20 protein-coding genes and 1 tRNA gene are annotated in these 26,432 nt (G+C 50.8%); 17 read left to right on the top strand and 4 right to left on the bottom strand.

The annotated features are described in order from the left end of the window. Window positions 1-114 precede the first annotated feature (114 nt). A complete protein-coding gene (locus tag ACJJI0_RS07895; RefSeq protein WP_444885425.1) occupies window positions 115-606 on the top strand; it encodes an Hsp20 family protein in 492 nt (163 codons plus the stop codon). Window position 607: 1 nt separating this feature from the next. Further along, window positions 608-1,261: a class I SAM-dependent methyltransferase gene (locus ACJJI0_RS07890; RefSeq protein WP_444885424.1), complete on the top strand. Its 654-nt coding sequence runs from the start codon at window positions 608-610 to the stop codon at window positions 1,259-1,261. Here the strand turns inward: ACJJI0_RS07890 and ACJJI0_RS07885 are convergent. After that, the gene (locus ACJJI0_RS07885) at window positions 1,241-2,227 is read right to left on the bottom strand and encodes a GlxA family transcriptional regulator (RefSeq protein ID WP_444885423.1); all 987 of its coding nucleotides are present in this window, start codon (window positions 2,225-2,227) and stop codon (window positions 1,241-1,243) included. The two genes, ACJJI0_RS07890 and ACJJI0_RS07885, sit on opposite strands and share 21 nt — an antisense overlap. Window positions 2,228-2,364: 137 nt before the next feature. On the opposite strand from ACJJI0_RS07885, the gene ACJJI0_RS07880 reads away from it, so the two are divergent. The 11 genes from ACJJI0_RS07880 (at window position 2,365) to ACJJI0_RS07830 (ending at window position 17,810) form a co-directional block, all read left to right on the top strand. Then, complete coding sequence (locus ACJJI0_RS07880) at window positions 2,365-4,221, top strand: beta-ketoacyl synthase (RefSeq protein WP_444885422.1); 1,857 nt, start codon at window positions 2,365-2,367, stop codon at window positions 4,219-4,221. 93 nt (window positions 4,222-4,314) lie between these two features. Then, window positions 4,315-4,944: a helix-turn-helix domain-containing protein gene (locus tag ACJJI0_RS07875; RefSeq protein ID WP_444885421.1), complete on the top strand. Its 630-nt coding sequence runs from the start codon at window positions 4,315-4,317 to the stop codon at window positions 4,942-4,944. A gap of 279 nt (window positions 4,945-5,223) precedes the next feature. After that, window positions 5,224-7,380 (top strand): fatty acid oxidation complex subunit alpha FadB, encoded by a 2,157-nt coding sequence (gene fadB / locus ACJJI0_RS07870; RefSeq protein ID WP_444885420.1) that lies wholly within the window; start codon window positions 5,224-5,226, stop codon window positions 7,378-7,380. Window positions 7,381-7,391: 11 nt separating this feature from the next. Beyond that, window positions 7,392-8,567, top strand: coding sequence for an acetyl-CoA C-acyltransferase FadA (fadA, locus tag ACJJI0_RS07865; RefSeq protein ID WP_444885419.1), 1,176 nt, complete (start codon window positions 7,392-7,394; stop codon window positions 8,565-8,567). A 169-nt stretch (window positions 8,568-8,736) separates the two neighbouring features. Further along, window positions 8,737-8,821 (top strand) — tRNA-Leu (locus tag ACJJI0_RS07860). A gap of 183 nt (window positions 8,822-9,004) precedes the next feature. Next, window positions 9,005-10,318, top strand: coding sequence for a trigger factor (gene tig, locus ACJJI0_RS07855; RefSeq protein ID WP_444885418.1), 1,314 nt, complete (start codon window positions 9,005-9,007; stop codon window positions 10,316-10,318). 186 nt (window positions 10,319-10,504) lie between these two features. Continuing rightward, complete coding sequence (clpP, locus tag ACJJI0_RS07850) at window positions 10,505-11,146, top strand: ATP-dependent Clp endopeptidase proteolytic subunit ClpP (RefSeq protein ID WP_444885417.1); 642 nt, start codon at window positions 10,505-10,507, stop codon at window positions 11,144-11,146. 164 nt (window positions 11,147-11,310) lie between these two features. After that, a complete protein-coding gene (gene clpX / locus ACJJI0_RS07845; RefSeq protein ID WP_252085380.1) occupies window positions 11,311-12,597 on the top strand; it encodes an ATP-dependent Clp protease ATP-binding subunit ClpX in 1,287 nt (428 codons plus the stop codon). A gap of 274 nt (window positions 12,598-12,871) precedes the next feature. Next, window positions 12,872-15,277 carry an endopeptidase La gene (lon, locus tag ACJJI0_RS07840; RefSeq protein WP_444885416.1) on the top strand — a complete coding sequence of 802 codons (2,406 nt, stop codon included), beginning with the start codon at window positions 12,872-12,874 and terminating at the stop codon, window positions 15,275-15,277. Window positions 15,278-15,534: 257 nt separating this feature from the next. Next, window positions 15,535-15,807 (top strand): non-specific DNA-binding protein Hbs, encoded by a 273-nt coding sequence (gene hbs, locus ACJJI0_RS07835; protein ID WP_067086576.1) that lies wholly within the window; start codon window positions 15,535-15,537, stop codon window positions 15,805-15,807. A 119-nt stretch (window positions 15,808-15,926) separates the two neighbouring features. Continuing rightward, the gene (locus ACJJI0_RS07830) at window positions 15,927-17,810 is read left to right on the top strand and encodes a SurA N-terminal domain-containing protein (RefSeq protein ID WP_444885415.1); all 1,884 of its coding nucleotides are present in this window, start codon (window positions 15,927-15,929) and stop codon (window positions 17,808-17,810) included. Between the two features lie 93 nt (window positions 17,811-17,903). On the opposite strand, the gene ACJJI0_RS07825 is transcribed toward ACJJI0_RS07830, so the two are convergent. Together ACJJI0_RS07825 and gloB are read right to left on the bottom strand one after the other, a co-directional pair. Then, window positions 17,904-19,460 (bottom strand): LysM peptidoglycan-binding domain-containing protein, encoded by a 1,557-nt coding sequence (locus tag ACJJI0_RS07825; RefSeq protein ID WP_444885414.1) that lies wholly within the window; start codon window positions 19,458-19,460, stop codon window positions 17,904-17,906. Between the two features lie 203 nt (window positions 19,461-19,663). Further along, window positions 19,664-20,446 carry a hydroxyacylglutathione hydrolase gene (gene gloB / locus ACJJI0_RS07820; protein ID WP_444885413.1) on the bottom strand — a complete coding sequence of 261 codons (783 nt, stop codon included), beginning with the start codon at window positions 20,444-20,446 and terminating at the stop codon, window positions 19,664-19,666. A 223-nt stretch (window positions 20,447-20,669) separates the two neighbouring features. Between gloB and ACJJI0_RS07815 the strand changes: the two genes are divergently transcribed. From ACJJI0_RS07815 to dnaQ, 3 genes are read left to right on the top strand one after another with little or no spacing between them, the layout of a single operon-like run. Then, window positions 20,670-21,458 (top strand): class I SAM-dependent methyltransferase, encoded by a 789-nt coding sequence (locus tag ACJJI0_RS07815; RefSeq protein ID WP_444885412.1) that lies wholly within the window; start codon window positions 20,670-20,672, stop codon window positions 21,456-21,458. A gap of 50 nt (window positions 21,459-21,508) precedes the next feature. Next, window positions 21,509-21,940: a ribonuclease HI gene (gene rnhA / locus ACJJI0_RS07810; RefSeq protein WP_252085386.1), complete on the top strand. Its 432-nt coding sequence runs from the start codon at window positions 21,509-21,511 to the stop codon at window positions 21,938-21,940. Window positions 21,941-21,959: 19 nt separating this feature from the next. Continuing rightward, window positions 21,960-22,688, top strand: a complete 729-nt coding sequence (dnaQ, locus tag ACJJI0_RS07805; protein WP_444885411.1) for a DNA polymerase III subunit epsilon — start codon at window positions 21,960-21,962, stop codon at window positions 22,686-22,688. A 113-nt stretch (window positions 22,689-22,801) separates the two neighbouring features. Here the strand turns inward: dnaQ and nhaB are convergent, their stop codons facing one another. Further along, a complete protein-coding gene (gene nhaB, locus ACJJI0_RS07800) occupies window positions 22,802-24,337 on the bottom strand; it encodes a sodium/proton antiporter NhaB (RefSeq protein WP_252085388.1) in 1,536 nt (511 codons plus the stop codon). Between the two features lie 372 nt (window positions 24,338-24,709). On the opposite strand from nhaB, the gene ACJJI0_RS07795 reads away from it, so the two are divergent. Beyond that, window positions 24,710-26,419 carry a FimL-related protein gene (locus ACJJI0_RS07795; RefSeq protein ID WP_444885410.1) on the top strand — a complete coding sequence of 570 codons (1,710 nt, stop codon included), beginning with the start codon at window positions 24,710-24,712 and terminating at the stop codon, window positions 26,417-26,419. Window positions 26,420-26,432: the final 13 nt, after the last annotated feature.

Below are 26,432 nucleotides of genomic sequence, written 5' to 3'. Positions count from 1 at the left end.
GGCCCATACTTATTGAGTACGGTTGGTAGCTTTGAGTGTGAAAGTGCCCCGTTAGCAATGCTCGTGCTTATTGGCGAGCAAAATTGAATATTGCTCTGAATTGAGGATATAACTATGCGTAATTTTGATTTTTCCCCTCTGTATCGATCTGCAATTGGTTTTGATCGTATGGCCAGTCTGCTGGATGCAATGAGCTCCAGTGAGCAAAAACAACCCTCATACCCTCCCTATGATATAGAACTTACTGGTGAAGATAGCTATAGAATTACTATGGCTGTGGCTGGGTTTGAGCAATCTGAACTCGATATTCAGGTTGAGCAAAATCGCTTAAGTGTGAGCGGTAAAAAACCAGAAGATATTGCACAAAGAAACTTTCTCCATCGAGGAATTGCTGCGAGAAATTTTGAGCGACGCTTCCAGCTAGCAGATCACGTCAAAGTGACTGATGCGAAGCTTGCCAACGGCCTGCTTCATATAGAGCTGGTTAGAGAAATACCTGAAGCGATGAAGCCTCGAAAAATCCAGATCAGTGAAGGCGCTTTACTGAATCATGAGCAGGCTGAAAACGTCACGGCGAAAAAAAAGCCTGACACGGTAGCTGCATAAGTTGACACTTTCTTGCCCCCTGTGCCGCCATCGCGCGGCACAACTCTATTATCGAGATAAATTTCGCAGTTATTACCAATGTAATAACTGCGAATTGGTGTTTGTGCCCGCAGAATATCATTTGACTCCAGTTGAAGAGCATGCCTATTACAATCTGCATGAAAACTCTATGGAGGATGAAGGGTATCGCCATTTCCTAAGCCGTTGCGCCAAGCCCTTATTGAAAGAGCTTTCTGTTACTAGTGTGGGGTTGGATTTTGGCTGTGGACCAGCGCCATTATTGGCGCGAATTTTAGAGGAGCAGGGCCATAAAGTTGAGTTGTTCGACCGTTATTACTTCCCTGAGCGTCGGGTGCAGGAAAAAAGCTACGACTTCATAGTGGCGACAGAAGTGGTGGAGCATTTGAGCGCGCCTGGCGATGAGTTGTCGGCTTTGTGGACACGATTACGAGTTGGCGGTGTGCTGGCACTGATGACCAAGTTGGTTATTTCTCGAGAACGCTTTGCCAGCTGGCATTATATTCGTGACCCAACACATATTTCCTTCTTTTGTGTTGAAACCTTTCAATGGCTGTCGCGAAAATTAGGTGCGGAACTACACTTTGCAGATAGTGATATTATCTTCCTGAAGAAATCAGGTATTGACCCGGAATAGCTTGGCTCTGACGGTGGCCCGATATTCGCTTGGTGTAGTAGCAAGGAATTTTTTGAACAGTGCAGTGAAGTGCCCCATATCCTGGTAGCCAACTTTTTCGGCAATTTCATTCACGGATAGATTACTGGATTGCAGCAGTTCCCGAGCCATATCTACGCGAACATTTTGCAAATATTGCAGCGGTGTCTGTCCTGTAGCTAATTTAAAGCGGCGGTTGAAGGAGCGCACACTCATGTCGAACATTTGTGCCACCTCACTGAGGCGCACCTCGGTATTACAGTGCTCTTTTAGCCATGCCTGGGCCTGTACAATATCCTCGTCTGGATGTAGATGCACCGAACCTTCTGAGTAAGCAATTTCCTCAAATGGTCGGCGAATTTCATGGGAGAAGTTACGCTCCACATGACTGGCTACAGCGGCTCCATAGAGCTGGCGAATCATATGAACCGTGACATCTGCCAAGGCATTTACGCTGGCAGCACAAAAAAGTTTGTCAGCCTGAGTGATAAAATACTGGCGCTTCAATTTGACTTTTGGGTAGTCCGCGCTGAACTGGTCGAAATAGTGCCAGTGTGTAGTGGCGGGTTTGCCATCAAGGAGGCCTGCCTCGGCTAGAAAGCAAACTCCAGTACCCACGGCGTTGATCGCAGCTCCACCTTCGGCCTGGCTCCTTAGCCATCTTAAAAGCTTTCCACTGCGCTTCAGGGCTGGGCGGGGATTGCGCCAAAGCGCAGGAATGTAGATCAAGTCGCTGTCTGGTGCCTCTTCTAAAGACACGTCAGGTTGAAAGGTAAAGCCGCAGCGGGTTTTTACCGCTTGTCCATCTATGCTGGCTGTTACTAGGCGCAAGGGCTCTGCCAGCCTTTCCACTCGGGCGCGGCTTTCGGCACCGCGCAGCATTTCTAAGGGCAGAACTGTGCCGGTGGCCAGCATTTGATCAATCAGAAGAAAGGTAACCGTTCGCATTACATACTCAGGCGGGGTTGCGCCATTGGCCAAAACACTCAATTTTGCTGGCCAGTATGCCCATAACTGGACGGAATCGCCAGCCCCTACACTCCCAAATATCAAATTTGTAGTGTTTAGCTTGGCTGGAGGTCAGGATGCAGCGCCTTCCCGTAATTACCGCGTTCGGTGGTTTTAACCCTGCAGGACGCAGCTCCTTTCACCGGGGCTATGCCCGCATGGTGCTCGACAAACTCGGACAGAGGGAGCGGAATGATACGCTTTCTGATCTCGCCGCATTGATGGGGTTGCGTACAGGCGTCGAGGCCAAAGGCCCCCTCGAGTCAGCGCTGGAGGAAAAGGTTCTCAAGGGCACCTTGGTGCGAGAATTGGAAGCGCGAATCTACGATTACCACAGGTGTCATTTTCACCAGGCGGCGAATCTTTCAAATCCCGCTGGTATTTCTTTTGAGATTTCTACGCGCCAATTACCCCATCCACTGCCAGAGGGATGGCAAGTGGAAACTATTGGTAGTGGTAGGGTTCGTGTGGCTACATCAAGTTTGTCAGTCATGCTGGATAGCTTTCGCGAGATCCCAGTGGGGGCGGCAGGACAGCTGCCCACAGGCTTTGAGCCTGGTGAGCTTTACAATTCCCGATTCCACCCGAGGGGATTGCAGTTGGCAGTGTTGGGTGCATCTGATGCTGTTCTCTCTATGGGGGTGGATTGGCAGGATGTTGTTGCTGCAGCTGGTCCCGGTAATATTTCTGTTTACGCCTCCTCAGCCATGAGCCAACTCGACCCTTATGGAAACGGAGGCTTGATGCAGTCCCGTTTGCGCGGCTCCAGGGTTAGCTCCAAGCAGTTGGCGCTTGGGCTGAATAGTATGCCGGCAGACTTTGTGAACGCCTATGTGCTGGGTAATGTTGGTTCTACTGGGGCGGTTACCGGAGCTTGTGCGAGCTATTTGTACAATTTGCGCGCAGGGGTAGAGGATATTCGCAGTGGTCGGGCCAGGGTGGCCGTTGTTGGTGCTACTGAAGCGCCATTGGTTCCCGAGATTGTTGATGGTTACTCAACCATGGGCGCGCTTGCTACCACTGAAAATCTGCGAAAGATCTCTTCGGGCGAAGTGGACTTCCGCCGCACTAGTCGCCCGTTTGGGGAGAATTGCGGTTTTACTTTGGGGGAGGGTACCCAGTGGGCCATCTTAATGGATGACGCTTTGGCCGTTGAACTGGGGGCGAGTGTCCACGGTGCGGTTACAGGGGTGTATATCAATGCTGATGGCTTCAAAAAGTCGATTTCCGCACCGGGGCCAGGTAATTATCTAACGATGGCCAGGGCGATGGCGGAGTCGAAAGCTATTGTCGGGGATGAAAGTCTGAAGAAGCGCAGTTTTGTTCAGGCCCATGGATCTAGCACACCGCAAAATCGCGTAACAGAGTCTGCGATCCTTGATCGTTTGGCTTCTGTTTTTGGTGTGCAGGAATGGCCGGTTTGTGCTGTTAAAGCTTATCTTGGGCACACGATAGCGGTGGCGAGTGGTGACCAGTTAATTTCGACCCTGGGAGTTTTTGATAGGGGAATTTTACCGGGTATCGTCACGATTGACAGAGTGGCAGATGATGTTCACCAGAATAACCTGCAGATCTCTTGTGAGCATGTGGAGAGAGATCCCGCTTCACTGGATCTCGCTTTCCTGAATTCTAAAGGTTTTGGGGGGAATAATGCGACTGCGGCTGTACTCTCTCCTCACTTGACCCGCTCAATGCTGGAAAAACGCTACGGGTCAAAAAAGATGCTTGTTCATCATAGAAAAAATGAGTCTGTCGTGGAGCATGCTGTAGCGTACGATGAAAAAGCAAGCAGAGGAGATTTACAAACTATCTACCGTTTTGGAGAGGGGCTGGTAGATGATGCTCAAATAGGTCTTTCTGTCGATAAGGTCTCATTTCCAGGGTTTCCTCCTGTAGAGCTCGATGTTGATAACCCCTTTACCGATATGGTTTAAAAGGCCCGTGCATCGGTAATGTATGATGCTTAAAATTTTTCCTGCCAATTAAGGGGGAAACCTCCTTTGGCAGTTGGCGGAGTGAGAGATTCAATGTCAGACATGGATGTTTGTAGTGAAGTTAGTGATGCCGGGGATCTTGGTGCCCGGCTGAAGCTGGTGCGAAAAATTTATGGGATTTCCCAGCGACAACTTGCGCGGCAAGCGGGCGTTACCAATGCCACTGTGTCTTTTATAGAGCAGGGTCGGGTCAGCCCATCTGTGGGATCGCTTGAGAAGATATTGAATAGTGTGCCCATGTCTCTGGCTGAGTTTTTCTCCCTGGAACTTGCCGAGCCAGAACAGATTTTTTTTCGCGCCAATGAAATGCCCGATATTGGTAATGGTCGGGTTTTCTGTCATTTGCTCGGCGGCTCCCGCCAGGTCCGCGCCATGACAATCCTCCGTAAAGTGTTTCCCGCTGGGCAGGATACCGGTTCAGGCCAATTGCTACTCAATGGGGAGGTGGGGGGGATTGTTATTGCTGGAGAGCTGGAGGTTACAGCAGGATCAGAGTTTGCCCTGCTAGAGGAGGGGGATGGTTATTACTTAAATGCACGGCGTCCACATCGCTTCCGCAACCCCGGAAGTGTTGACTGTGTGGTTTTCAGTGCCGTGGCTGCCACTCCCTCATCGAATATTCCCTGCGCTTCCCGTCCAAGCGAGCCTTTCTATAAAGGGTGATTTACGCCACCGTGCTGAAAAGGTGGATTGATCCGCGATAGACTGGCTCCGCCTGTGCGACCAGCCTGTGAGATATGGCTGGTTGTTTTCTGTACTTTGGCGCTCTTGGTGCCAGTTCTTTTGTAAGAAATAGTATTCAAACAATCGTTTGAATCTGGCTATACTACGGCTGACCATATTGGGCCAAAGTGTCACCGCACACTGCGGGGCGGCCCTTGGTTGCAAAAAAATTCCGACCCCGGGTCCAGGATTGCGGCCCAGAATAAAAGAGGTCAATCAATGTTATTTAGTGGCAAAGCGCTCACGGTTCAGATGCTGGATAACGGCATCGCCGAGCTTAAATTCGACCTGCAAGGCGAATCCGTCAACAAGTTCAACCGCCAAACGGTTTCCGAATTCTCTCAGGCTCTGGATGCAATTGAAGCAGCAGATGGCATCAAAGGTGTGCTGCTGACCAGTGGCAAGAGCGTCTTTATTGTCGGTGCTGATATCACTGAGTTTGGCGGTGCTTTTTCTGCTGGCGCAGAGGGCGTTGCTGATCTGATGAATCAGAACAACGAAAATATCAACCGTCTGGAAGATCTGCCGGTACCGACTGCGGTGGCAATTAATGGCTACGCGCTCGGTGGTGGTTTTGAAGTGTGTCTTGGCTGTGACTTCCGCCTGATGGGCGAAGAGGCCAAAGTTGGCCTTCCGGAAGTTAAACTGGGCTTGATCCCGGGCTGGGGCGGCACCGTTCGCCTGCCGCGTGTAGTGGGTGTTGATGTCGCTGCTGAGTGGATTGCAGCAGGTAAAGAGCAGAAGCCGGCTGCCGCTCTGGAGGCTCACGCTGTTGATGCGGTGATCCCCACTGACAAACTCAAAGATGCAGCGGTCAAGCTGCTTGAGCGCGCTATCAATGGCGAGCTGGACTACAAAGCCATTCGCGAACTCAAGAAATCTCCGATTCCCTTGAATGACACCGAAGCGCTGATGGCCTTCTTTACCACCAAGGCATTTGTGGGTCAGCAGGCGGGCAAAAACTACCCTTCTCCTGTAGCTGCGGTTGAGTCAATCGAGCAGGGCTACAAGCTGACTCGCGATGAAGCGCTGAAAATCGAGCAAGAGAAGTTTATTTTCTGCGCGCAGACTGGCACTGCGAAATCTTTGGTAGGGCTGTTCCTGGCTGACCAGGCAATCAGCAAGGTTGCCAAAGGTTGGGAGAAGAAAGCCGATAAGCCGATTGAGCGTGCGGCAGTATTGGGTGCTGGCATTATGGGTGGCGGTATCGCTTACCAGTCTGCCTACAAGGGCACTCCGATCAAGATGAAGGATATCGACCAGAAGGGTATCGACCTTGGTTTGAATGAGGCGAACAAGCTGCTGTCCAAGCTGGTTGATCGCAAGCGCCTGACCCCCGTTAAAATGGGTGAAGTGCTCAACCGTATCGAGCCTACCTTGAGCTACGACGGCTTCAACGATATCGATGTTGTTGTGGAAGCTGTGGTTGAAAATCCCAAGGTGAAGCACGCAGTATTGAAAGAAGTGGAAACCAAAGTAAGCGAAGACACTGTAATCGCTTCTAACACCTCCACTATTTCTATTAACCAGCTGGCTGAGCCGCTCTCCCGTCCGGAAAACTTCCTCGGCATGCACTTCTTCAACCCAGTGCACAAAATGCCGCTGGTTGAGGTAATTCGCGGAGAGAAAACTTCCGACACAGCTGTAGCTCGCGTTGTTGCCTACGCAAACAAGATGGGCAAGAAAGCTATTGTTGTACGCGACTGTCCTGGATTCCTGGTTAACCGCGTTCTCTTCCCTTACTTTGCCGGTTTCTCCATGCTGGTGCGCGATGGTGCTGACTTCCAGGCCGTTGACAAGGTGATGGAGCGCTGGGGTTGGCCGATGGGTCCCGCTTACTTGATGGACGTTGTCGGAATCGATACCGGTGTTCACGCGGAAAGCGTAATGGCTGAAGGCTTCCCCGATCGCATGGGTAAAACCTTTACCGCTGCTTCCGACGTTATGTATGAAGCGGGTCGTTACGGGCAGAAGAACAACAAGGGCTTCTACAACTACGAGCAGGACAAAAAAGGTCGCCCGAAGAAAGTGGCTACCGAAGAGTCCTACGCGCTGCTTAAGCCGCACGTGGCTGAGCGTCGCGAGTTTGAAAAAGACGAAATTATCGAGCGCATGATGGTGCCTATGGCCACCGAGCTGGCTCGCTGCCTGGAAGAGGGTATCGTTGATTCCCCGGCTGAAGCCGATATGGCGCTGATCTACGGCATTGGCTTCCCTCCATTCCGCGGTGGAATCTTCGCGTGGCTGGACAGTATTGGTCTGGATGAGTTCGTGAAGATTGCCGATAAGTACGCCGATCTGGGTGAGCTGTACAAGCCGACCGATCGCATGCGTGAAATGGCCGCAAGTGGCAAAACCTACTACGGCGACAAGTAAGGAGAATAGCGATGAGTTTAAATCCTAGAGATGCCGTAATCGTCGACTACGCGCGTACGGCCATGGGTCGCTCGAAGAATGGTGTATATCGCCATGTTCGCGCCGATGATATGTCCGCTGAGCTGCTGAAAAAGTTCATGCAGCGCAATGACAAGCTCGATCCCGCCGAGATCGATGACCTGATCTGGGGCTGTGTTATGCAGCGCGATGAGCAGGGCTTTAACGTAGCTCGCTTTATCCTGCTGCGCGCAGGTCTGCCACACACTATCCCGGCGCAAACCGTCAACCGCCTGTGCGGTTCCTCTATGTCCTCCCTGCATACTGCAGCTGCCAACATCCAGGCTGGCGTTGGCGATGTGTACGTTGTGGGTGGTGTTGAGCACATGGGTCACCTGAACATGATGGAGCATGTTAGCCCCAACCCAATGCTGGGTCGCTATATGGCTAAAGCTGCCGGCTCCATGGGTATGACGGCTGAATACCTGGCGATGATGCACGGTATCCAGCGTCAGCAGATGGATGAGTTCGGCGCACGCTCTCACCATCGCGCCGCTGAGGCTACCAAGGCTGGCAAATTCAATCGCGAAATTATCGCTATTGAAGGCCATGACGATGACGGCGTACCTTTCCTGGTTGAGGCGGACCAAACCATCCGTCCTGACACCACCGTGGAAGGTCTGGCTCAACTGAAGCCGGCATTCGACCCGAAGCACGGCCAGGTAACAGCTGGCACCTCCTCTCAGATCACCGACGGTGCTTCTGTGATGCTGGTAATGTCCGCTGAGCGTGCTCAGGCTTTGGGTATGACCCCTATTGCTCGCGTGAAGGAAATGGCGCTGGCCGGTGTTGATCCGTCTATTATGGGTTATGGCCCGGTGCCTTCCACCAAGAAGGCGCTCAAGAGAGCGGGTCTAACTGTCGGCGATATCGACAAGTTTGAGCTGAATGAGGCATTTGCAGCGCAGGCGCTGCCGGTGCTGAAGGACCTGGATCTGCTCGAGCAGATGGATGAGAAGGTCAACCTGTACGGTGGCGCTATCGCTCTTGGCCACCCCTTCGGTTGCTCAGGCGTTCGCATTACCGGTACCTTGTTGAGTGTTATGCAAAACGAGGGTGGAAACCTTGGTGTATCCACCATGTGTATCGGCTTGGGGCAGGGAATCACCACGATTGTTGAGCGAGTTTAATCTCCCGCACCCCACAAAAGGCGCCTTTCTGGCGCCTTTTTTATTTTTTTTCAGTAAAGTGTTGATGCCTTTAAAATGCTGTGGCACAATTTGCACCCCTTGTCGCGATGAGGTCTTAAAAAAGATCGAAACCCTATATATATCAATGGGTTAGCGGTAAGAGAGTTTCGGGGACGTGGTGAAATTGGTAGACACGCCAGATTTAGGTTCTGGTGCCGAAAGGTGTGGGAGTTCGAGTCTCCCCGTCCCCACCAAATCAAAAACCTTGAAGTCCGTGTGACTTACCCTGGAGGGGTGGGTGCGGGCTTCTTGTGTATTTGGCGGAAGCTCAAAATATTGTTTTGATGTTTCCCCATGAGGTTGCTGACTAAGTCTCGGTGACCCGGTATTCGTTGGCGCTGCGGCGCGATTAAAGAGATAGTCTCACGAGGATAAACATGCAGGTTTCCATCGAAACTACTTCCGGTCTGGAGCGTCGCTTAACGGTCAACTTGCCGGCGGAAGTCGTCGATAAAGAAGTGGACAAGCGCCTTCAGCAGGCGGCTAAGACTGTTCGTATAAACGGTTTCCGCAAAGGCAAGGTGCCGATGAAAGTTGTGCGTCAGCGCTTTGGTGCCGGCGTTCGCCAGGAAGTGCTCGGCGAGGTTATGAGCCGTTCCTTCTACGATGCGGTTCAGCAGGAAGAAGTTAAGCCTGCCGGTCAGCCAAGCATTGAGGCAAAGCAAACTGCAGCTGGCGAGAATCTGGAATACGTCGCCACTTTTGAAGTTTATCCAGAAGTAGAATTGGCCGACCTGGCTGAGGTTAGCGTTGAGCGTCCAGTTGCAGAAGTAACTGATGCGGATGTTAACAATATGGTTGATGTGCTGCGCAAACAGCAGTCTTCCTGGAAGGATACCAAGCGCAAGGCACAAAAAGGTGATCGTGTTGTGATCAACTTCTTGGGCCGTAAAGATGGCGAAGAGTTTGAAGGCGGTAAGGCCGAAGGTCACCAGTTGGTACTGGGCTCCGGCCAGATGATCCCCGGTTTTGAGGAAGGTATCCTCGGCATGAAGCCCGGTGAAGAGAAAGATCTGGACCTGACCTTCCCTGAAGACTACCAAGCTGAAGAGCTACGTGGTGCTGCTGTAACCTTCAATATTAAAGTTACCTCTTCTGAAAAGCCTGAGCTGCCCGAGCTGAATGAAGAATTCTTCGCGGCATATGGTGTTCAGGAGGGTGGAGAAGAGAAGTTCCGCGAAGAAGTTCGCGGTAACATGGAGCGTGAGCTGAAAAACGCAGCGCTGAACAAGGTTAAAACCCAGGTGATGGACCAGTTGTTTGAACAGCACCCGGTCGAATTGCCTTCTGCCCTAGTCGCAGGTGAGGTTAGCACTCTGCGTGGACAAATGGTTCAGCAGTTTGGTGGCCAGATCAAAGCCGAAGATGCTGAGCGTATGTTGCCGGACACTATGTTCGAAGAGCAGGCTAAGCGTCGTGTAGTTCTAGGTCTTGTTGTTGGTGAGATCGTTAAGAAAAACGAACTGTCTGTAGATGCTGACCTGGTAAAAGCTAAGGTTGAGGAGCTGGCTTCTACCTACCAGCAACCGGAAGAAGTGGTTGAATACTACTACAATAACCGCGAGCTGCTCTCTGGAGTTGAATCGGTAGTTCTGGAAGATCAGGTTGTGGATTTTGTACTGAAGTCTGCAAAAGTCGAAGAAGTTAAAAGTACTTATGACGACGTGATCAAGCCGCAGAAGCAGGGTTAATTATCCCTTTATCTCCGAATGCATTGGCGCCCGCTTCAGTCGGGCGTCGTTGCATCTCCTTCCTTTTTACCGGCTGGCTTTATCCTGCCTGACCGGTTAAGCTCTGAAAACCTAATTTTCAGCACGGGCGCCTAGCGCTTGCATGCTGGCCTGCCGAACACGCCACAAAAGGAAGCAATGGTACCTATGGCACGAATCGATTATCCCCAAGCCTCAATTGAGCCCTTAGCGACTGGTTTGGTGCCCATGGTGGTAGAACAAACTGCCAGGGGTGAGCGTTCCTTTGATATCTACTCACGTCTATTGAAGGAAAGGGTTATTTTCTTGGTTGGCCCCGTGGAAGACCACATGGCTAATCTGGTGGTTGCCCAGTTGCTGTTTCTCGAAGCAGAAAACCCTGATAAAGACATTCATCTGTATATCAACTCTCCCGGTGGATCTGTAACTGCAGGTATGTCCATTTATGACACCATGCAGTTTATCAAGCCTGATGTGAGCACCATGTGTATTGGTCAGGCTTGCAGCATGGGAGCCTTCTTGCTGACGGCGGGAGCGCCAGGTAAGCGGTTTGCCACCCCTAACTCCCGGGTGATGATCCATCAGCCCAGTGGTGGCGCTCAAGGGCAGGCTAGCGATATTCATATTCATGCTCAGGAAATCCTCAAAATTCGTCATCGCTTAAATGAGTTGATGGCCCACCATTCTGGCCGTCCGGTCAGTGATATTGAGAGAGATACTGAGCGTGACCACTTCCTGAGTGCCGATGAGGCGAAGGAGTATGGTCTAGTGGATGATGTACTTTCCCGCCGTCAGGCTCTTGAAAAGTAACACTATCAACAAAAATATTTTGCTAAAGGCGTGAAGAGAGAACCTGAGTTCTTTCAAAGTCATTTCTCAGGCAGAGGGGGCTTGAAAAAAACGCCAAGAGACAGCATCTTGCTGTAATAGCTGAATTAAAGGCCCTGGTAGGCCAGTGACCACGGAGTATTTTGATGACCGACAAAAGCAGCGGAGAAGATAGCGGCAAATTGCTGTACTGCTCCTTCTGTGGCAAAAGCCAGCAGGAGGTGCGGAAGCTGATTGCTGGGCCGTCAGTCTTTATCTGCGATGAGTGTGTCGAGCTCTGCACCGATATCATTCGCGAAGAGGTCCAGGAGACTGCGGAGGGCCCGGAGGGGCGCCTACCCACGCCGCGTGAAATCACCGAGATTTTGGATCAGTACGTGATTGGCCAGGAGAGGGCCAAGCGTGTCCTGGCGGTTGCGGTTTACAACCACTATAAGCGCCTACGTAGTAAAACTGGCGTTAAAGGCAAAGATGATGTTGAGCTGAGCAAGTCCAACATTCTTCTGGTGGGTCCAACTGGTAGCGGTAAAACCCTGCTGGCTGAAACCCTTGCGCGGCTGCTGAACGTGCCGTTTACCATCGCCGATGCCACCACTCTTACTGAGGCTGGCTATGTCGGTGAGGATGTAGAAAATATCATCCAAAAGCTGCTGCAAAAGTGTGATTACGATGTTGAGAAGGCCCAGCAGGGAATTGTCTACATCGATGAAATTGACAAAATTTCACGTAAATCCGATAACCCATCCATCACCCGGGACGTTTCTGGTGAGGGTGTGCAGCAGGCACTGCTAAAACTGATTGAAGGTACTGTGGCTTCTGTTCCCCCTCAGGGCGGTCGTAAGCACCCACAGCAGGAATTCCTGCAAGTGGATACCTCTAACATCCTGTTCATCTGTGGCGGTGCCTTTGCGGGCCTTGACAAGGTGATTCGCGATCGCTCAGAGAAGGGGGGGATTGGGTTTAGCGCTGAAGTGAAGTCTAAGGATGGAACCAGTAACTTTGGTGAAATTCTGCGTGACCTCGAACCAGAAGACCTGGTTCGCTATGGTCTTATACCAGAGTTTGTTGGGCGCCTGCCGGTTACCGCGACCCTGGAGGAGCTCGATCGCGAGGCTTTGGTGCAAATTCTCACTGAGCCGCGCAATGCTCTGACCAAGCAGTATGCAAAACTCTTCGAAATGGAAGATGTAGAGCTGGACTTCCGTCCAGACGCCTTGGATGCTGTGGCTACTAAGGCTATGGAGCGCAAAACTGGTGCTCGGGGACTTCGCTCTATCATGGAGTCGGTGTTACTGGAAACTATGTATGATATTCCATCTTCTGATGATGTCGCTAAGGTCGTTATCGATGAGGCGGTGATAAAGGGGGAGTCGGCACCGCTGTTGGTTTACGAAAGTGAAAGCCAGCCGCAAAAGGCGGCGCCAGAGGAGTAACTCCCCATATTAAAAAGCCCCACTTGTGGGGCTTTTTTTATAGCCAATTGTTATTCAAATCTATCTTTTCTACCTGTTTGACATGCTTAACTACCAGCGGCCAGCCAGTATTCAGTTGAATTCGGCACAAATTGGTCGCGAGATTAGACTTGTATTCCGGGCTCTCCCCCCCCATCTCTAGCAACTGACGGGCGGTGGCCCAAATTAAGCTGTCAATTTCAACAGCAGCATGATGCCGCGCCAAATACCCAGTGATAGGGCCGAGAGGAGTTCTATGGATCAGTCATCCGACACCAAGCTTGAATATCCGTTATTGCCATTGCGCGATGTTGTTGTTTACCCCCACATGGTGATTCCGCTGTTCGTCGGCAGGGAAAAATCCATTGAGGCTCTGGAAGAGGCCATGCGCAGGGATAAGCAAGTGCTACTCGTAGCCCAGAGGAGAGCATCGGAAGATGACCCTGGCGCCGAGGACATCTATCGCGTTGGTACTATTGCCAGTGTTCTGCAGCTTCTCAAGCTTCCAGATGGCACTGTGAAAGTGCTTGTGGAAGGGGGGGAGAGGGTCAATATCCTCGATGTTGCCGAGCACGATAATCACTTTGAGGCTACTGTCGAGCCTATAGAAACTACTGAGCTGTCCGAGGGAGAGGCTGAAGCCTTGGTGCGCTCGGTTATGTCTCAGTTCGAGCAGTATGTCTCCATCAGTAAGAAGGTCCCCAATGAGGTTATTACCTCGCTGTCTGGCATTGATGAGCCGGGGCGCTTGGCGGATACCATCTCCGCGCACATGTCCCTCGAGCTGGCTCAGAAACAAGAGCTGCTGGAAACCTCCAATGTCAAAGAGCGGCTGGAGCATTTGCTCGGTTTGATGGATTCCGAGATCGACCTGATACAGGTGGAGAAGCGTATTCGCGGCCGTGTTAAGAAGCAGATGGAAAAGAGCCAGCGTGAGTACTACCTCAATGAGCAGATGAAGGCGATTCAAAAAGAATTGGGCGAAATTACCGAAGAGCCCAATGAAATTGAGGAGCTGGAAAACAAGATTACAGATTCAGGAATGTCTGCAGAGGCGGAAAAGAAAACCCGTGCCGAGCTGGCCAAGCTGAAAATGATGTCGCCCATGTCGGCAGAAGCATCGGTATTGCGTAGCTACATTGATTGGATGTTGAGCCTTCCTTGGAAAAAAGCTAGCCGCGTACGGCATGACCTGAAGAAAGCCGAAGAGATTCTCGAGAAGGAGCACTATGGCCTAGAAGAGGTGAAAGAGCGTATCCTCGAATATCTTGCTGTGCAAAAACGTGTCAAGAAAGTGAAGGGGCCGATCCTTTGTCTGGTTGGGCCTCCCGGGGTTGGTAAGACCTCACTTGGGCAGTCTATCGCTCGTGCGACTAACCGCCAGTATGTGCGTATGGCCCTTGGTGGCGTTCGTGATGAAGCAGAAATCCGCGGACATAGACGCACTTACATAGGTTCTCTACCAGGTAAGCTGGTACAGAAAATATCCAAAGTCGGCGTTAAGAATCCGCTTTTCCTGCTCGATGAGGTCGACAAAATGGGTATGGATCAGCGTGGTGACCCCGCGTCGGCCCTGCTCGAAGTACTTGATCCAGAGCAAAACAAGACATTTAACGACCATTACCTGGAAGTGGATTACGACCTTTCCGATGTGATGTTTGTGTGCACCTCAAACTCCATGAACATCCCCGGTCCCTTGCTGGATCGCATGGAGGTTATTCGTATCCCCGGTTATACCGAGGATGAGAAGCTCAACATTGCCCAGCGCTACCTGGTACCCAAGCAGCGTAAAGCCAATGGGTTGAAAGAGGATGAGCTGGAGCTTTCTGACCAGTCAATCCGGGATATCGTTCGTTACTACACTCGTGAAGCGGGTGTGCGGGGGCTCGACCGGGAAATTGCCAAAGTTTGCCGCAAGATTGTAACGGAGCATGTCCGTAATCCTTCGGACAAAAAAGCGATAGTGCAGTCTGAGGAACTGGAAGAGTTGTTGGGTGTGCGCAAGTTTGACTTTGGTCGCGCCGAGGAAGAGAACAAGATCGGGATTGTTACCGGCCTAGCCTGGACAGAGGTGGGCGGTGAGCTTCTCAATATTGAGGCCTCTGCTGTTCCTGGTAAAGGGCGCATGATCAAGACCGGTTCTCTCGGCGATGTGATGCAGGAGTCTATTCAGGCTGCATTGACAGTGGTGCGCTCGCGCTCCCAGGCGCTCGGTATTGGTCCTGATTTCCATGAAACCCGGGATATCCATATTCATGTTCCGGAAGGTGCAACGCCAAAAGATGGGCCCTCTGCGGGTATCGCCATGTGCACGGCACTGGTTTCCGTACTGACCAATATTCCAGTTCGTTCGGATGTGGCCATGACCGGAGAAATCACCCTGAGGGGAGAAGTTTTACGAATTGGAGGTCTGAAGGAAAAGTTATTGGCAGCGCATCGGGGCGGTATAAAAACTGTGCTGATTCCTGCGGATAACGAGCGAGACTTGAAGGATATTCCCGACAATATTCTTCAGGATCTGGTGGTAAAACCGGTTAAATGGATTGATCAGGTTCTTGAGTTGGCGCTTGAGCACAAACCCGAGTCTCTTACTGATGAGGAATATTCTGCTTTGCAAAAGCAGGCTGAAGAGCGCTCACAGAGATCCGTTCAAACCCATTAATCGCATTCGGGGTGACAACTGTCACCCCGTAACAATTTACAAGACCAAAATCTAACCACAAAATTGATTTTTGTTGCCTGAGGTTTGTCTTACCGGCCGGAAACCCGCATGGTTCCTTGACCCGCTACCGGGCAGTTGGTATAAAACGGGCCTTATTTGGCCGGCGCTAAAATTGCCGGTGGTTAGAAAGTTACGAGTAGGGATGCCTTGCCTGAGGGCATGCCCTAAACATATTTAAAAGAACAGAGGGATTAAGCGTGAATAAGTCCGAACTGATTGAAGCTATTGCTGAGTCTGCAGATATTCCTAAAGCTGCAGCTGGCCGTGCTTTGGACGCAATGGTTGACAGCATTACTGATGCGCTTAAAAAAGGCGATCAGGTTGCCTTGGTGGGCTTTGGTACTTTTGCAGTAAAAGAGCGTGCAGCCCGCACTGGCCGCAACCCACGCACTGGCGACCCGATTGAAATTGCAGCGGCAAAAATTCCTAACTTCAAGGCCGGTAAAGCCCTGAAAGACGCCGTAAACTAAGTTTCGGTGAACTTCGAAACCTTGTAAAAGTCGAAGTGCAAAGAGGCGTGTCAATTTCGATACGCCTTTTTTGTATCTGCTAACAGTTGAACAATTAGAGTGAAAATTCGGAGCTGAGCATGCTTCAGTCCATGCGCGATAACCTGAAGGGAACGGCAGCCATTATTGTTGCGGCATTCTTTGGGTTCATTATGGTCATTGGGGGAATCGATTTTTTTACCGGTGCCAGTGGTGGTGCCACCGACGCGGTCGCCGAGGTCAATGGTGAAAAAATCACTAATATGGATTTGCAGCGGGCCATACAAAACCGCCGCAGTATGATCATGAGCCAATACGGAGAGGATGTTCCGGCGGACTTGATCAGTGATGAGCAGCTGCGTGAACCGGTTTTACGCCAATTGATTTCCACTTCAGTCATGCGCCAGGCTGCTCAGGAGAGTGGTATGGTGATGAGTACCGCTGCGGTTAATAAGGCGATTACCGATATTCCGGCCTTCCAGGTCAACGGTACCTTTAACACCCAGCTATATCGTGATGCTTTACGCCGTATGGGGTATAGCACTGCTAGTTTCCCGCAAATTGTTGAGGGCGATCTGTCTTTGCAACAATATGCGGATAGCGTTACTGCCAGTGCCTTTACCACCAAGGAAGACGCTGAGCAGATAGTTGCAGCCTCTATGGAAGAGCGCGACTTTTCCTACGTTGTGTTGCCTGTGCAGGAGTTATTGGCCTCTACAGACGTTAGTGATGCTGAAGTTGAGCAGTATTACCAAGCCAACCAGAGTCAATACCAGCGGCCTGAGCAGGTAGCGGTTGAATATATTGAGCTGACTCCGGAGGTTTTTGCCTCCAACATTGATATCTCTGAAGAGGATGTTCGCGCTCAATATGACCTGGAGCTTGCTAATTTTGGTTCTGATCTTCGCCGTCGTGCAGCGCATATTCTTTTAGAAGATGCAGATCAGGAAAAGTTGAATGAAATTCAGGTGAAACTTGACGCCGGTGAAGATTTTGCTGAACTGGCCAAAAGTTACTCGGAGGATATTGGTTCCCGTGATGAAGGGGGAGACCTCGGCTTCACTACTGGCGATGTATTCCCGCAAGCTTTTGAAGAGGCCCTTGCTTCTCTGGAAGTTGGGCAGGTATCTGCTCCAGTTACCACTGATAGTGGCACTCATTTTATTAAGCTCTTAGAAGTGGAAGAGAGTGAGCCGCCGGTTTTTGAAGAGCGTAAGAGCGCTATTGAAAATCAGTTGCGTACTGCGGCAGCGGAAAGAGAGTTTCTGGATGCTCTGAGTCGCTTGGCAGACCTGGCCTACAATGCTGAAAGCTTGGCAGGCCCGGCTGAGGAATTAGGGGTATCCTTACAAACCAGCGGTCTTTTCTCTCGCTCAAATGGTAGTGGGGTACTGGCTAATGGCCAGGTAGTAGAGGCTGCTTTTTCTCCAGAGGTGATGGAGGACGGCAATACCTCTGATGTGCTGAATCTCAATAATGAGCATTCTGTCGTTTTGCGAGTGACTGACTCCAAGCCTGCAGGTATTTACCCGCTGGAAGAGGTGCGCGAGCAGATTGTTGACGTTCTGAAGCGTGACAAGGCGAGTGCTCAGCTTGCCCAAAAGGCGGAAAGCTTGAAAGAAAGTTTGGCAGCTGGCGGTGATTTTGCTGAGCTGGCCCAGGAGCAGGGCTTGACCCTGGAGGCTAGTGATAAGACTCGTCGAGGTGGTTTCGGTGAGCGCGCTGAGATTAATAGCAAGGCTTTCTCTATGCCTGTGCCTACGGCAGGTTCTGAGGAGTTGGCTGTTTTTGCTGTGAGCAACGGCAACCAGATTGTTTTGGCATTGCGTGATGTGCGTCCAGGAGACCTCTCCCAGCAGAGTAAGGAGCAGCGCCGAGCGTTGATGCAGCAGTTAGCATCAGTGAATGGTGGTGCAGAATTGGCTGCAATTCGCCGTTACCTGTCTGATCAGGCCAAAGTGGAGCTTAGTTCTACAGGCGAATAGCAGGTAAGCATGTATAGGCTAGTCAATTTGGCCAATAAAAAACCCGGCTTTTGCCGGGTTTTTTATTGTGGTTAATACCGCTTGGAAAAAAGATTAGCTGTTATGTGCACTATCGACGAAGAGAGTTAAACGCTGGCCGGGTTGTAGATATTTCGACTTGGGAATTTTGTTCCATCGCAAAATATCGTCGATTTTGATACTGAACTTATTGGCAATTCGGTAGAGGGAGTCTCCACTTCTTACCTTGTATGAGAGTTTGCGAGTGGTACGGTTGCTGCTACCTGCCCCCCCATTGTAGGCAACCAGTGTCCGGCCTGGGCGAAGGGTGTCCCCTGGAGCCATGCTATTCCAATGAGCGAGCTCCTTGACGCTCACTTTCAGTTTGCGCGAGATGGCCCAAAGGCTGTCACCGGGTTGTACTGTGTAGCTCGACCTCTGCCCTTGGCCAGTAGCTTGGCGCTGTTTCACTCTCTGGTCTACGGTGTACGCATACTGGCCCTCTGGACCAGAGGCGCTAGGGATAAGTAGGGTTTTACCCGCGCGAATATTGTTATTTCGCAGCTTGTTGGCTTCACGAATGGCTGAGATGGTTGTCTGATAGCGCCGCGCGATGGTAGAAAGCGTATCTCCCCGGGCGATACTATAGCGCTCCCAGGTTACGCGTTGTTCTACGGGCAGTTCTTCCAAGGCCGACTCAAAGCGCTCTAGGCTTTCTACTGGAATAAGCAGGTGGTGATTGCCATTGGGGTCAGTGGCCCATCGGTTAAACCCGGGGTTGAGTAGATAAAGCTCATCCAACTCGATTTGAGCAAGTTCTGCGGCTTGGGAAAGATCTATCTGGCTGCCAACGTTGACGCGGGCATAGTAGGGTTCGTTAGCGACTTCGTGTAGAGGTACCTTGTAATGCTCTGGGCGGGATACTACCTCAGCAAGTGCTAGAAGCTGTGGTACATAGCGTTTTGTTTCGCGTGGTAACTTGATTTCCCAGAACGAAGTTCCTCGTCCTCTGCGGCGGTTGCGCTCTATTGCGCGACGCACAGTTCCTTCCCCAGCATTGTAAGCTGCTAGAGTAAGCTCCCAGTCGCCATCAAAACGCTCGAATAAGTATTTGAAGTATTTTACCGCTGCGCGGGTCGATTCATGTACATCTCGGCGTCCGTCATACCACCAATTTTGCTGGAGGCCGAAAGAGCGACCGGTGGCGGGGATAAATTGCCACATTCCGGAGGCTTGTGCATGAGAGTAAGCAAAGGGATCGTAGGCGCTCTCCACTATAGGTAATAAGGCGAGCTCAAGAGGCATATTTGCCTGCTCTAACTCCTCTGCAACATGAAAGATATAGCGGCGAGACCTCTCTGTAACCCGCGACATATAGCCTTCATTACGAGAGAAATAAGCGATGTAATCCTGCACCTTCGGATCTTCGGTGCGGTGATTGAGGCGAAATCCCCGGCGCAGGCGCTCCCAGATATCTGTAGGGGGCGGGGCTGCTTCCGTGGAAATAGGGGAAGATATCTCAAGGTTATTTGCAGGGCTGGTTTCTTGCGTCTGCTGACTTTCGCTATCGGGGGATGAGCCAGTCTCAGGTATTTGCGAGCAAGCTCCAACCGTAGCGGCCAGCAATGCTGCGGCAAAATTCTTGTGAACCATGTTTGATATCCGCGAGTAATTCTTTTAATTCCCACTCAGCTCGCGCGAAGGCGCTTATTTTTTGCTAACACTGAGCATTAGATCATAGCCTTCTGATTCTAATTAGTGGGAATAGTTTCGGTCAATGTAGATGGATAAAAAACAGACAGTATTTGAGGGCGCTAAGCTGCTGGTCGTGACTTATGGGGTTATGGCCACCTCTATTAGAAATGGTCTTTCCAGTCGCGAAGGCTGGAAAATATTTCAACTTCACTGAGCTCTTCGGGCGTTTCCCGCCCCAGATGATGGGCTCCACTTTGAGCAACCTCTGGAAATTGGCAGCGTAAGAATGGGTTTGTTGCCAGTTCCTCGGAAATGCTGCTAGGCAGGGTCGGCTCGCCGGATTGCCGCAAGGTTTGGGTGTGGGCTAGTCGTTTACTAACCGCAGTATTTCCAGGTTCTACAGTATGGGCAAACCGGAGGTTATTGAGCGTGTATTCATGGGCACAGTAAACAAGGGTATGTTTTGGTAGCTTGGTTAGCATTTGTAGGGAATTGAGCATCTGCTTTGGGGTTCCCTCAAATATGCGGCCACAGCCGGCGGCAAAAAGTGTATCACCACAAAATAGATGAGGCTGCCGACTGCCGCTGGCAGATTCCTCTTTCAGAATTATCGCTAAGTGGTCCAGGGTGTGGCCGGGAATACCCCGGACTTCAGTTGGTAGTCCTAACAGTAAAAATGTATCCCCGTCGGCAATTGGATTGGTTACTCCTTTGATGGATTCGGGGCCGAACACTGGGCATTCATAATGCTTGTGCAGTGTTTTGATGCCGCCTGTATGATCATAATGATGATGAGTAATTAAAATGCCACTTAGGGGGGCTTCCCCTAAGGTCTTGATTACCGGCTCGGCTTCACCGGGATCGACGACCCAGTGCTCACCATCCTTCTCAAGATGCCAGATATAGTTGTCATTCAATGCGGGAATGGGGGTTACGGAGAGCATATTTGTTCTGCCTGCCAACTCAATGCCGGAACGATATCATGGATATTAACCGAAAGGTGTAGAGGAGGGTGCTTACCTAGCAGCAAGCTTTCTATAGTGTCTCGTAAATGAATGATCGACATGATGTTAAACTGCATAGCATTTAGAGCTAACCACCGTAAAGGATGGCTGCGGGAGTGCAGGATAATCAATTTGATTTCTGCCTGGTTCTTAAGGAGAGTGAATGACTGATAAGTCCAGATCTCGTGAGTCGATAGAGTCATCGCTATTGCGCAAAGCCAGTCCGGCCCTTTCTCACTGGTTTTCAAGCAGTCTAGGGCAGGAGATTCTTTCTCAGCAATTGGCGCTGACCCAGCCTTTGGTTGAAGGATTCTTTGGTTACCATCTATTGCAGGCGGGGGTTACTGATGCCGTAGATTTTGCCGCTTCTAGCCGTATTAATCATTGCTTTCGCTTGGCGGTTTGCCCGGAGCAGCAAGGGGCGGCTATTGTAGAGATGGAACACCTGCCACTCCCCTCTGAGTCAATTGATGTGGTCCTTTTACATCATTTGCTGGACTTTTCCACTCATCCCCATCAAATTTTGCGTGAAGCGGCGCGAGTACTGATACCTGGCGGTCACATGCTGCTAATGGGATTCAATCCCTTTTCTTTGTTGGGTCTATCACGCCTGTTATTTTCACGTGGAGCCTATCAAAAAGGCAATCAATTGAGGGCAGCCAGGATTGCTGACTGGATGAATCTGCTGGATCTCCAGGCTGAACAGATGCATCGAGGCTTCTTCCGCCTGCCTTTACAGCAACGTGAGCTACTCGCTAAGTCGGCCTGGATGGAGAGGCTCGCTAATCGCCTGCGCTTGCCTTGGGGTGGCTTTTACATCATAGTCGCGCGCAAAGAAGTGGCGCGGGTGCGGACAATCAAGATAGATTGGCGCGCTGAGCGTAAGCCTGCCCTGGTAGCAACACCTACAAGTCCCCGTGTCGCTGCACGGGGAAAACATCAGAAGCGATAGCTCTGGGGGAGTCTCCAGAAGCTGATTTACTCCTATTTCTGGCACTGATTTTGAAGCAAATTACTATCTACACAGATGGCGCCTGTCGTGGCAACCCTGGTCCAGGTGGCTGGGGAGCTCTACTGGTTTACGGAGAGCATGAAAAAGAGTTATGTGGAGGGGAGTCCCATACCACAAATAACCGTATGGAGCTGATGGCTGCGATCAAGGCATTGGAAGCCCTGAAGCAGCCCTGTGAGGTTGAATTACATACCGATTCCCAATATCTAAGGCAGGGGATCACTGGTTGGATCAATAACTGGAAAAAGAATGGTTGGAAGACGGCGAGTAAAAAGCCAGTAAAAAATGCCGATCTCTGGCGTCAGTTGGATGAAGGTGTTGCCAGGCATCAGGTCGAGTGGCACTGGGTGAAGGGCCATGCTGGCCACCCTGGAAATGAGCGGGCTGACCAGTTAGCCAATCGTGGTATAGATGAGCTGTAATTCTGACGGGGAGTGAGTTATGCGCCAGGTTGTACTGGACACCGAAACTACCGGCCTAGATCCCAAGAATGGCCACCGAATTATTGAAATAGGCTGTGTGGAGCTTGAAAACCGTAAGCTTACAGGGCGTCATTATCATCAATATATCAACCCTCAGCGGCAGGTTGATGATGGGGCGATTGAAGTTCACGGTATCACCAACGAGTTCCTTGCGGATAAGCCCGTTTTTGCGCAGATCGCCGACGAGTTTATGGCTTTCTGCGAGGGCGCTGAGCTCGTTATTCACAACGCCCCGTTTGATGTTGGCTTTATTAATGCCGAGCTAAAGTTGTTGGGCGGTCCACGCTGGCAGCATGTGAATGCTCATTGCAGTGTGTTGGATACTCTGGCCCTTGCGCGAGAAAAGCATCCTGGTCAAAAGAACAACTTGGATGCGTTGTGTAAACGTTATTTCGTCGACAATTCACAGCGAGATCTGCATGGCGCTCTGCTAGATGCGGAGATACTTGCCGACGTCTACCTGATGATGACTGGAGGCCAAACCGATTTGGGGTTGGCTCAGGGGAGCGATGGGCAAAGCTCTGAGGAGAGTGAGCAGGCAAAGGGGGAGAGTGTCTCCTCGGTAATTCGCAGGCTTCCGCAGAATCGGCCCTCTCTCAGGGTAATCCAGGCTTCGGGACATGAGCAGGAAGCGCACCTGTCTATGCTTGAACTGTTGCAGAAATCTGCTGGGAAGCACTTCTGGTAAGCAATAAAAAAGCCCGCTTAGCGGGCTTTTTTATTGCTGGTTACTCTTCTTGTCATTGGGCCATAGCTTTGAGGCTGCCGGCTAATACTGGGTATTTGCCGGCGAACTATTCTCTAGAGAGTGTAAATCACACAAAACAGAGCTACAGCACTGAGTACTAATGTATAGGGTAGGGCCATAATCACCATGCGGCCGTAGGATAGGCGGATGAGGGGCGCAAGGGCCGACGTCAGAAGAAATAGGAATGCCGCCTGGCCATTAGGTGTGGCAACACTCGGTAAGTTGGTACCAGTATTGATGGCAATAGCTAGTTTGTCGAAGTGCTCCCGAGTTATATCGCCAGCAACGAGAGCCGATTTAACTTCATTGATATATACGGTGGCGACAAACACGTTATCACTGATCATGGATAGAATACCGTTGGCAACAAACAGTAAAGCCGGTTGTTGTTCAGGCTTTTGCGATAGTACGAAGTGAGTCACGGGTTCAAATAGATGTTGTTGATGAATGACTGCAACAATCGCGAAGAACACAACTAAAAGTGCAGTAAAAGGCAGCGCTTCTTCAAAAGCATGGCCGATACGAGCTTCTTGAACCACCCCATTAAAGGCCGTTAGCAATACAATAATCATCAGGCCAATCATGCCAACTTCTGCAACGTGGAAGGCCAGGGCGAATACTAGAACTAGTGCAACAATACCCTGTATCCAGAGCTCGGCAACCTGGGCGCTGGTACGTTTGCTTTCTTCTTCCTTGGAGAAGTTTACTAAAACTTCCCTAACCGCTAGGGGAAGCTGTACGCCGTAACCGAATACCTTGGTTTTTTCCAAGACTACGCAAGTTATTAGTCCGGCAAACAGGGTGGGGATGGTCACTGGAGCCATTTGTAGGAAAAACTGCACAAATTCCCATCCGGCTTTCTCGGCAATGAGGAGATTTTGCGGCTCGCCCACTAAGGTACACACTCCGCCGAGTGCGGTACCGACAGCGCCGTGCATGATCAGGCTGCGCAAGTAGGCCCGGAACTGATCTAAATCCTCACGGTGATACTCGACCACATGCTCATCGTTGGAGTGATCGTGACTGTGGTGGTGATGGGGTTGTTGTGATGCAACCCGGTGGTATACAGAATAAAAGCCAACAGCAACGGCAATCAAAACAGCTGTTACCGTAAGTGCATCCAAAAAGGCGGAAAGCACAGCTGCCACTGCACAGAATAATAGTGACAATAGGCTTTTAGAATTTACATGAATAAGGATCTTGGTGAAGACAAATAGTAACAGGCTCTTCATAAAGTAGATGCCTGCCACCATAAACATTAGCAACAAGATAACTTCTATATTCTCTACAACCTCGTGGTAAACCGCATCAGTACTGGTCATGCCCATCAACACTGCTTCGATTGCAAGTAGTCCGCCTGGTTGCAATGGGTAGCATTTTAAAGCCATGGCCAGGGTAAAAATAAATTCCCCGATTAGCACCCAGCCAGTGATGAAGGGGCCACTGACATAGAGTAGGAGAGGGTTTAAAAGTAGGAAGGCGGCGATGGTTAATTTGTACCAGTCCGGAGCCTCACCGAGAAAATTATCTGCAAAAGCCCGGCCAAAACCGCTTCCAGACGCGGTAATTGCATTGTTGTAGGTGTTCATCATTTACTTCCATGGTTTACCCAGTTAAGGGCCAAATTGGAGTGTTGGAATTGATTGGCGAATAGCAGTGATATGCCTACTCCCCTGTCTCTTCCCCTTGCGGCAAAGCTGTTAATTTTTGTACTGGTTGTTTTTTGTGCGCAAGAACAAAATGCGTACAGACGCAAATATCAAAATAGCAAACGCTACTGGGTTTTCCGGAAAATTCAAGTAATTTAGGACTGTCTGCCTTATTGCCGGGGGTTTTGTCGAATATTCGGTGGAATTTGTCTGCGGAAAGGTGGACTCTTTTCGCTATTGGTATAAATTGCCGTTTATTAGGCCTGCTCCATGGGAGTTGGTTGTTTTTTGTTCGGTTACAGGAAGAATGTAGTGGTGCAGGCAAAAAGTGAATTGCGCAAGATCAACATCACTTCTGTCAATGTAGTCAAGGACGAGCTGGTTGTTGCAATAGACAATGCCGCCGCTCACCTGGATAAATTTGCAGCAGATACCACCCAGAAACAGTCTTTGGAGCAGTGTGTCGCTGTTCTTAGGCAAGTGAGTGGAGTGCTGCAAATGGTGCAACTCCATGCGGGTGAATTGCTAGCGCAGGAAAAGATCGCCGCTTTGACCGAGGTGCTGGAGGGGCGCCAACAGCCTACAGAAGAGCTGATGGAAGCCTTGGGTACGGGTTTTTATGTGCTGGGTCGTTATCTTGACTTTGTGCAAAACCGAGCGATTGCGCGCCCAGAGCTGTTAATACCTTTTATTAACAATTTACGTGCGGCGCGTTCCGAGCCTCCTGTGCCAGAGAGTCACTTTTTTAGCTGTAATCTAAGTGCTTCGATACCTGGCCTGGGGGCTTCGGCGGTAATGTCCGAAGACCTTCGCAGTTTTGTGCGCAGATTTCGTCATATGTACCAAGTTGGTTTATTGGCGCTGTTGCGTGGAAAGCCTAGGGGCCCCGCTTTCACGATGATGGCGCGAGCACTAGAGCGTATTGCCAGTATTACCACAGGCCGCCCCAATGGGCGCCTATGGCTGGTAGCTGGAGCGGCACTTGGCGGCATGGCTGCGGCTGAAATGCGGATCAGCCGTTCGCGGGTGATGGTTTTCAGTATGTTTGACCGCTGGCTGCGTGCATTACAGAAAGAGTGTGATACGGCCCTGGATCAACCGGCTCCGCCAATTCTTTTAAAAGAATGTATCTATTGGCTGGCTCTTTCACGCCCTGATAAAAGTGGAGAGAAACTGCTTGAAGCTTTTTCTGCGGAGGAACTCGAATACACTGAGGATGAACTGGAAAGAGAGCGCGCAAGCCTCGGCGGCCCTGGTGCAACGGCTATTGCTGCAGTTGCGGGTGCCCTTGATGAAGAATTGTCTAGTGTGCGGAGAATGCTCGATGACATCGAGATGATTGGGGTATCGGGTATTGATGAGGATGATGGCCTGACTACTACCCTGCAAAAGGTTGCCGGCACCTTACAAATGCTCAATTTCAGACGGATTGGGGAGAGCCTGCGTAATGCCATAGCTGAATACCAGAGCGCAGCAAGTGCTGGTGGCTCCGTTGCGGATGCAGCGTTGCAAAAGCTCACAGGCCAAGTGCTAATGGTAGATAGTACTGTACGGGCGCTAAAGCAAAGCACCAGTATTGATCTTGATGAGTACGGTCATGCGGATATTGCATTTGAGTGCAGCCAGCTGGCCGAGGCCGAGGTGGCAGTACTTAAAGAGGCGGAAGCGGGCCTTGCCCTCATCAAGCGAGCGCTGGCTGCCTATGCAGACTCTGGTTTTGATCACGGGCATATCCGCAATGTTTCCACCACTTTAAATTCCGTTCGAGGGGGGCTGATTGTGCTCAACCTCCGCCGTGCCGCAGCCGTGGTTGAAGGTTTGCTGAACTTTGTTGAAAGCTCGGTGGATAGGCATGATGCGGCCCCTGAGGTGGAGCAGCTGCTGGATATTTTTGCCGATGCGATTATTAGTCTGGAATACTACCTAGGCGAAGTAAAGCTACATCGCCAGGCAGATGTTCAATCTCTGAATCTTGCAGTGGAGAGCTTGGCAGCGCTAGGTTGTCCTGTTGAAACGGCCTAACTTGAGAAAGGAG

Source organism: Microbulbifer mixtoriginis (SeqCode), from assembly GCF_052466695.1.
Note: the sequence above shows the minus strand (reverse complement) of the source record. Positions and strands in the feature narration are given on the sequence as shown.

Excerpts from the sequence above, each read along its gene's own strand:
- ACJJI0_RS07895 (WP_444885425.1), top strand. The coding sequence starts at position 115 with ATGCGTAATTTTGATTTTTCCCCTCTGTATCGATCTGCAATTGGTTTT.
- ACJJI0_RS07885 (WP_444885423.1), bottom strand. The coding sequence starts at position 2,227 with ATGCGAACGGTTACCTTTCTTCTGATTGATCAAATGCTGGCCACCGGC.
- ACJJI0_RS07880 (WP_444885422.1), top strand. The coding sequence starts at position 2,365 with ATGCAGCGCCTTCCCGTAATTACCGCGTTCGGTGGTTTTAACCCTGCA.
- ACJJI0_RS07875 (WP_444885421.1), top strand. The coding sequence starts at position 4,315 with ATGTCAGACATGGATGTTTGTAGTGAAGTTAGTGATGCCGGGGATCTT.
- fadB (WP_444885420.1), top strand. The coding sequence starts at position 5,224 with ATGTTATTTAGTGGCAAAGCGCTCACGGTTCAGATGCTGGATAACGGC.
- fadA (WP_444885419.1), top strand. The coding sequence starts at position 7,392 with ATGAGTTTAAATCCTAGAGATGCCGTAATCGTCGACTACGCGCGTACG.
- tig (WP_444885418.1), top strand. The coding sequence starts at position 9,005 with ATGCAGGTTTCCATCGAAACTACTTCCGGTCTGGAGCGTCGCTTAACG.
- clpP (WP_444885417.1), top strand. The coding sequence starts at position 10,505 with ATGGCACGAATCGATTATCCCCAAGCCTCAATTGAGCCCTTAGCGACT.
- clpX (WP_252085380.1), top strand. The coding sequence starts at position 11,311 with ATGACCGACAAAAGCAGCGGAGAAGATAGCGGCAAATTGCTGTACTGC.
- lon (WP_444885416.1), top strand. The coding sequence starts at position 12,872 with ATGGATCAGTCATCCGACACCAAGCTTGAATATCCGTTATTGCCATTG.
- ACJJI0_RS07830 (WP_444885415.1), top strand. The coding sequence starts at position 15,927 with ATGCTTCAGTCCATGCGCGATAACCTGAAGGGAACGGCAGCCATTATT.
- ACJJI0_RS07825 (WP_444885414.1), bottom strand. The coding sequence starts at position 19,460 with ATGGTTCACAAGAATTTTGCCGCAGCATTGCTGGCCGCTACGGTTGGA.
- gloB (WP_444885413.1), bottom strand. The coding sequence starts at position 20,446 with ATGCTCTCCGTAACCCCCATTCCCGCATTGAATGACAACTATATCTGG.
- ACJJI0_RS07815 (WP_444885412.1), top strand. The coding sequence starts at position 20,670 with ATGACTGATAAGTCCAGATCTCGTGAGTCGATAGAGTCATCGCTATTG.
- dnaQ (WP_444885411.1), top strand. The coding sequence starts at position 21,960 with ATGCGCCAGGTTGTACTGGACACCGAAACTACCGGCCTAGATCCCAAG.
- nhaB (WP_252085388.1), bottom strand. The coding sequence starts at position 24,337 with ATGAACACCTACAACAATGCAATTACCGCGTCTGGAAGCGGTTTTGGC.